Annotated in this window: 6 protein-coding genes; all 6 read right to left on the bottom strand. The window is 58.0% G+C overall.

Features of this window, described 5'->3' with window-relative positions; genetic code table 11:
* A partial coding sequence (locus tag Q0C48_RS11050; RefSeq protein ID WP_291524320.1) for a protein adenylyltransferase SelO family protein occupies nt 1–535 on the bottom strand: 535 nt, incomplete at its 3' end.
* A gap of 3 nt (nt 536–538) precedes the next feature.
* Nucleotides 539–2,797, bottom strand: coding sequence for an ATP-dependent Clp protease ATP-binding subunit ClpA (clpA, locus tag Q0C48_RS11045; protein ID WP_291524318.1), 2,259 nt, complete (start codon nt 2,795–2,797; stop codon nt 539–541).
* Nucleotides 2,798–2,800: 3 nt separating this feature from the next.
* The gene (gene clpS, locus Q0C48_RS11040) at nt 2,801–3,109 is read right to left on the bottom strand and encodes an ATP-dependent Clp protease adapter ClpS (RefSeq protein WP_291524316.1); all 309 of its coding nucleotides are present in this window, start codon (nt 3,107–3,109) and stop codon (nt 2,801–2,803) included.
* Nucleotides 3,110–3,287: 178 nt separating this feature from the next.
* Nucleotides 3,288–4,064, bottom strand: a complete 777-nt coding sequence (locus Q0C48_RS11035; protein WP_291524314.1) for a peptidylprolyl isomerase — start codon at nt 4,062–4,064, stop codon at nt 3,288–3,290.
* A 64-nt stretch (nt 4,065–4,128) separates the two neighbouring features.
* Complete coding sequence (locus Q0C48_RS11030) at nt 4,129–4,695, bottom strand: DJ-1 family glyoxalase III (protein WP_291524312.1); 567 nt, start codon at nt 4,693–4,695, stop codon at nt 4,129–4,131.
* A 135-nt stretch (nt 4,696–4,830) separates the two neighbouring features.
* Nucleotides 4,831–6,264, bottom strand: a complete 1,434-nt coding sequence (locus Q0C48_RS11025) for a S41 family peptidase (protein ID WP_291524310.1) — start codon at nt 6,262–6,264, stop codon at nt 4,831–4,833.
* Nucleotides 6,265–6,487 lie beyond the last annotated feature (223 nt).

Here is a 6,487-nt window from a genome sequence, read left to right as displayed (position 1 = left end):
GTATAAGAGACAGGGTGAGGATGGCGCCGGGGAGCGATGTTTCCCGACGGACGGTTTCCCCTGTCGTGACGGCGGCCAGCGCGCGGGTCGTGGGTATGCCCAGCGCATGCATGGCTTCGCCGATGACATATTCGCGCAGCACCGGCCCCAGTGCCGCCTTGCCATCGCCGCCCCGCGAAAAGGGCGTGCGACCAGAGCCTTTCAGTTGCATATCCCGGCGCCGACCATGGCGATCGATCAACTCGCCGAGCAAGAGGGCGCGGCCATCGCCCAACTGCGGGGAAAAATGACCGAATTGATGCCCTGCATAAGCCTGGGCGAGCGGATGCGACCCTTCCGGAACTTGGTTTCCCGAGAAAATGGCGGCGCCGAGATCGCTATCCAGCGCCGCGCTATCGAGCCCCAGTTCTTCGGCTAGCGCGTAGTTCAATAGCAGCAATCGGGGCGCCGGAGCAGCGGCGGCCTGCCAGGGGGCGAAAAAACCCTCTAGATCGCGCGCATAGGTATTGTCAAAATGTAATAATGCCTTATCCATCCGTCAGTCTTGATGCACGGGCACCGGTATCTCCAGTTTCACCTCACCGTTCTCCAGGCGCGCAGTGATTCGCGTGCCCTTGGGCAGGTCGCCAAAGAGGATATGCTCCGCCAGCGGCTTCTTCAGGTGCTCCTGAATAATCCGCGTCATCGGCCGTGCGCCCATCTGCGGGTCGTAGCCCTTGTCCGCCAGCCATTGCCGTAGTTCAGCGCTGATTTCCAGGCTATAGCCCTTTTGCAGCAACTGCTCGTCCAGCTCCATAACGAACTTGTCCACCACGTGTAGCACCGTCTCCTTAGAGAGCGGTGTGAAGGGTACGACGGCATCCAGGCGATTGCGGAACTCCGGCGCGAAGACCCGGCGGATGGTCTCCATTTCCTGTCCGCCATCACTCTGGGGGGCGTTCATGAAACCAATATTCGCTTTGCCGCGCGACTCAGCCCCCGCATTGGTGGTCATAATGAGCACCACATTGCGGAAGTCCACCGTGCGGCCGCCGGCATCTGTCAGCTTGCCGTGATCCATCACTTGCAGGAGCACATTAAAGATATCCGGGTGCGCCTTCTCAATTTCATCCAACAACAGCACCGCATGTGGATTACGGCTCACCGCCTCCGTCAGTTGTCCGGCCTGGTCATGCCCGACATATCCTGGCGGTGCACCGATGAGCCGTGACACCGTATGCCGTTCCATGTATTCACTCATGTCGAAGCGCAGTAACGGAATGCCGAGCAGGCTGGCCAACTGCCGGCTGAGCTCGGTCTTACCCACGCCGGTCGGGCCGGAAAAGAGAAAACTCCCCACCGGCTTTTCATGGTGGCGCAGGCCTGCCCGCGCCATTTTGATAGCCGCGGAGAGTTCGTGGATGGCCTTTTCCTGACCATAGATGACGAATCCCAGATCCCGCTCCAGATTCTTCAGCGCCTGACGATCATCGGTAGAAACACTCTTACCCGGAATGCGGGCCACCCGGGCGACCATCTCTTCAATGTCGTGAACGCCGATACTCTTCTTGCGCCGGGATGCAGGCAAAAGCGCTTGCGCGGCGCCCACCTCGTCGATGAGATCAATGGCTTTGTCGGGCAGATGGCGATCATGGATATGCTTGACGGAAAGCTCTACCGCCGCGCGCAGGGCAGTGTCGGTATAACGCAGGCCATGATGCTGCTCAAATTGTCCCTTCAGTCCGCGTAAAATCTGCACGGACTCTTCCTGAGAGGGCTCCGGCACGTCAATTTTCTGGAAGCGACGGGTTAGCGCGCGATCTTTCTCAAAATACTGGCGGAACTCCTGATAGGTGGTCGCCCCGATACACTTCAGTTCACCGGAGGCGAGGGCCGGCTTCAGCAGATTGGAGGCATCCATGGCGCCACCCGAAGCGGCTCCGGCGCCGATCAGGGTATGAATCTCGTCGATGAACAGGATGCTGTTGGGTTTTTTGCGCAGCGCCTTCAGCACCCCTTTCAGGCGTTCTTCAAAGTCACCCCGGTAGCGGGATCCGGCGATCAGCGCCCCCAAATCCAAGGCATAAATCGTCGCGTTTTCCAGCATCTCCGGCACCTTGCCGGCGACAATGGCACGCGCAAGGCCCTCGACGATGGCGGTTTTCCCGACGCCCGGTTCACCGACGAAGAGGGGGTTGTTTTTCCGGCGCCGTGCTAGCACCTGAAGGGCTCGGATCAACTCCTCCTGGCGTCCGATCAGCGGGTCCAGCCGTCCGGCCCGCGCCATGGCGTTGAGGTTGCGCGCATAAACTGTGAGCGGGTCCTTACTGTCTCCCTTCTTTTCCGTGGTGCGCTCGACTTCCTCTTCTTCCTCATCCATGACTTCATCCTTGCGCATGCCGTGCGCCAGAAAATTGACCACATCGAGTCGTGTCACATGCTCTTTCTGCAGGAAATAAACGGCGTGGGATTCCCTTTCGGCGAAGATGGCGACAATGACATTCGCCCCCGAAACCGCTTCCTTACCCGCCGATTGCACATGGTAGAGGGCGCGCTGAATGACCCGTTGAAAACCTACAGATGGCTGGGTGTTGACCGTTCCCGCAGGACCCATGGCGGGTACTTTGCGTTCCAGAAACTTTTGTAATTCCGCAGACAGATGGGTGCGATCGGCACCGCAAGCGCTGAGCACATCCATGCCGTCTGGGTTATCCAGAAGGGCAAGCAGAAGATGTTCCACGGATGCATATTCATGTCCGTACTGGCGGGCCATCTGGAAGGCCTGATTGATGGACTGTTCCAGGGATTTATCGATCATGGTTCACTCCTTTTCCATGATACAGCGTAGTGGATGCTGGTGTTGCCGGGCATCAGCGGTGACCAGGGCCACCTTGGTTTCCGCCAGATCATAGGGAAAAATCCCGCATAATCCTTTACCCTGCTGATGTACCGCCAGCATCACCGCGACTGCCTCCTCATGGGGCTTGTGAAAATACGCTTCAAGAATATGCACGACATAGTCCATGGGGGTGAAATCATCATTTATCAGCAGCACCCGGTACATGCGGGGTTCCTGTACCTGCGGCTCGCGCTCCAGGATGGTGCTGCGACGATGCTGTGTTCTACCCATGACCTACACTCCATAATATTTAACGTCCGCTGTCATTGTGGCGCCTGCCCTCCACTCTGGCAAGGTGGTCCACCAGCAAAATCCGCTTACCCTGTATTTTTTGAAGATGGGTTCGCTGGTGGTCAAAAAAAAGCGCCGGGGGAAAGCCCCCGGCGCTTTTGCTCAAACAACACCGAAATTACTTGGTGATATCGATTTTCGCCTGGCTGCGCAGATCGGAGACAAACTTGGCGGCCTCCTGCTGCTGCAACTGCATCTTGATACGATCCTTCATGGCACTCAGTGGCGGTGGGGTCAGAACACGAGTCGCCTGGACCTCGATCACGTGGTAGCCGAACTGGGTCTGCACCGGGCCAACGGGCTTATCAGTAGGGGCTGTCTCGATGGCCTGAGCGAAGGGCGGAACGACCATACCGGGGACAATCCAGCCCAGCTCGCCACCGTGGGCGGCGCTGGCCTTGTCAATGGAGTCTTTTTCCGCCAGGGCAGAGAACTTCTTGCCGGCCTTGAGCTCGGCCATAACCTTGTCGGCCTCGGCCTTGGTCTTCACCAGGATGTGACGCACTTCAAATTCCTTTTTGCCCATGGCCTGGACGAACTTGTTGTAGGCATTCTGAATGTCGGCCTCAGGAACCGGATGATCTTTCACATACTGGTCCACCGCCGCATCGGCCAAGATCTGGCGCTTGGCTATGGCCAGACGTTGCTTGACATCAGAGGACTGGTTCAGCTTGTGATTGATGGCGTACTGCGAAAGTACTTCCATGTTTACCAGATTTTGCACCACTTGCTCGCGGGCATTGGGCTCTTTGGCAAGCGCCGGGCTCATGGACATGATGGCCTGCACCTGGCTGTTGTCGATGGCGGTACCATTGACGGTGGCGACAGGGGCAGCAAAAGCAGGTACTGCAAAAGCGCTGACTGTGGCAGCAAGAATGACCGCGCGAAGTTTCATAAATTTTCCTTCAGGTTAAGTGACGCTGGCCCTATTATCCATAGTGGCGGACAAAGGGGAAGTCTCAGGAGGTACTACGTTGTAGTGGCGCCTCTGTTTCCCGACGTTTTTCAGGACCGAGGAGAAGTTCCACCAGGGTAAGAGCAAAATCCATGGCCGTACCCGGCCCCCGTGAAGTGATCAGAGGACCATCAATCACTACGGCACTTTCTTGATAGGTATAGTCCGAGCTCTGCGGGTCGAGGATGCCTGGATAGGCGGTGACCTGCCGCCCGTCGAGCAGATGGTGGGTGGCCAGCATGCCAGGTGCCGCACAAATGGCGGCAATAATCTGCCCCCGCCGGTGTCTTTCCTGCAGAAGCTGAATAAGCGGTCGATGCTTTGCCAGTCGCTGTACACCCTCATTGCCGCCAGGGAGCAGGATTACATCGACATCAACGCTGACCACATCGGCTAACAGTGCGTCGGGTTGCAGGCGCAACCCACGCCCGCCGGTGACGAATCCTGCATCGAGCCCAGCGAGGACAACTTTTAAACCCGCCCGCCGTAGAATGTCGCAGGAGATCACCACCTCCATATCCTCGAAGCCGTCCGCTACGGGGATAAGTACCTGTATTGCCGAGGTCACCATGGCCCTGTTCCTCTTAAGAATAAATGCACAATCTCTACCATTCGGGCGGCCCGAACAGCCACCCTTGGTTCGACCGTGCGCGTGCGAAATTTATCCATGATCAGCGCATGACAAAGCAAAATATTCCTGGCCGGATCATTGTCCCACTGCTTTCGGAAGGGGAATCACGGTATCGACGGTATGCCCCTTTTCCTGTACCGGGACCGCCTTGCCTTCCAGTATGGCGAGTGCTTCGCGCAGAGGGTAATCCTTGGCCGGATCTGGCTTCAGGACACTGCTGGCGGCCATAGCCTCATCTTCCTTGGTGGACTGAGTGGCGGCAGTGGCGGGGATCGGCAGGGCGATGGTGTACTGGGGGGCGACCTTGCTGCACTCGTCCGGCGCTTTCAGCACACCATGCAGTTCCGACTCCTTCAGGAGGTCGGCATCCAGGGTGCGCAGCTGTGCATTGGCTGGCTGCACCTTAATATTGGGAACGATACCCTGGCTCTGGATGGAGCAGCCCGCAGGGGTGTAATAGAGTGCCGTCGTCAGTTTGAGGGCGCCGCCATTGCTCAGCGGCATCACCGTCTGTACCGACCCCTTGCCAAAGCTGCGCTGGCCCATGACCAGAGCACGGTGCTCGTCTTTGAGGGCGCCGGTGACAATTTCGGCCGCCGAGGCCGAGCCGCCATTGATGAGCACAATCATGGGCGCGCCGTGGAGGTAGTCTGGTCCATGGGCGGAGAAGCGCATGTCGCTGTTGGCGGTACGGCCCTTGGTGTAGACGATCAGTCCTTTGTTCAGGAAGGTACCCGCCGTCTCAACCCCGGCCCCGAGCACCCCACCCGGATTATTGCGCAGGTCGAGGATCAAGCCGTTGAGATGCCCGTTGGCCTCCTGCTCCAGATGCTCTACGGCCTTGCGGGTCGCACTGCCGGTGTTTTCCTGGAACTGACTGATACGGATGTAGCCAATGCCGGGTGCAAGCATGGCAGCGCGCACACTCTGTACCTTGATGACGGCGCGGGTCAGGGTGAAATGCAGGGGCTGAGCCTGATGAGGTCGCAAAATGGTCAGGGTTACCTGCGTACCGGGTTTGCCGCGCATCATATCCACGGTCTTTTGCAGGCCGACGCCCTGCAAAAGCTTGCCGTCAATTTTGACGATGAGGTCGCCTGATTCGATGCCCGCCTTTGCTGCCGGGGTACCGTCGATGGGGGCAACGACTTTAAGTGCCCCATGATCGCCTGTTACCTCGATGCCCAGCCCGCCAAACTTGCCATTGGTGAGCACTTGCATCTCTTTGAATTCTTTGGGCGTCAGATAAGCAGAGTGGGGGTCCAGGGCGCTGACCATGCCATTGATGGCGCCATCCATCAGTTTCTTGTCGGAAGTGGGGTCGACGTAATTGGATTTGACGATCTCGAAGATCTGACTGAAGGTCTGGATTTGTTCCAGTGGGATTTTATCCTGATCCCTAGCCGCGTAAACGGTGACCGCAAAACTGATGCTGACGCCCAGAACGAGCCCAACACCGATGCCCAGCAAAATACCGCGGCGCGGTTTAGGGAAGCGGGGAGTGGACATGGATGAAGTCTCCGAGGGTGTAACAACAACCCGTGAATATGCGCGGTAAAAGGAAGGCGACCGGCAACATGGTGCATCTCATAAAGGTCAAGTCATTCCTCAATTGTGAATGTAGTCCAAGGGATTAACAGGGTGTCCTGCGTTACGCATCTCAAAATAGAGGCCATCGTTCCCTAACTCCCCACCGCTGCCGACACTACCTACCGGGCGACCCGCAGAGAAC

The sequence above is a fragment of the Acidithiobacillus sp. genome (assembly GCF_023255755.1).
Lineage (GTDB): Bacteria > Pseudomonadota > Gammaproteobacteria > Acidithiobacillales > Acidithiobacillaceae > Acidithiobacillus.
Note: the sequence above shows the minus strand (reverse complement) of the source record. Positions and strands in the feature narration are given on the sequence as shown.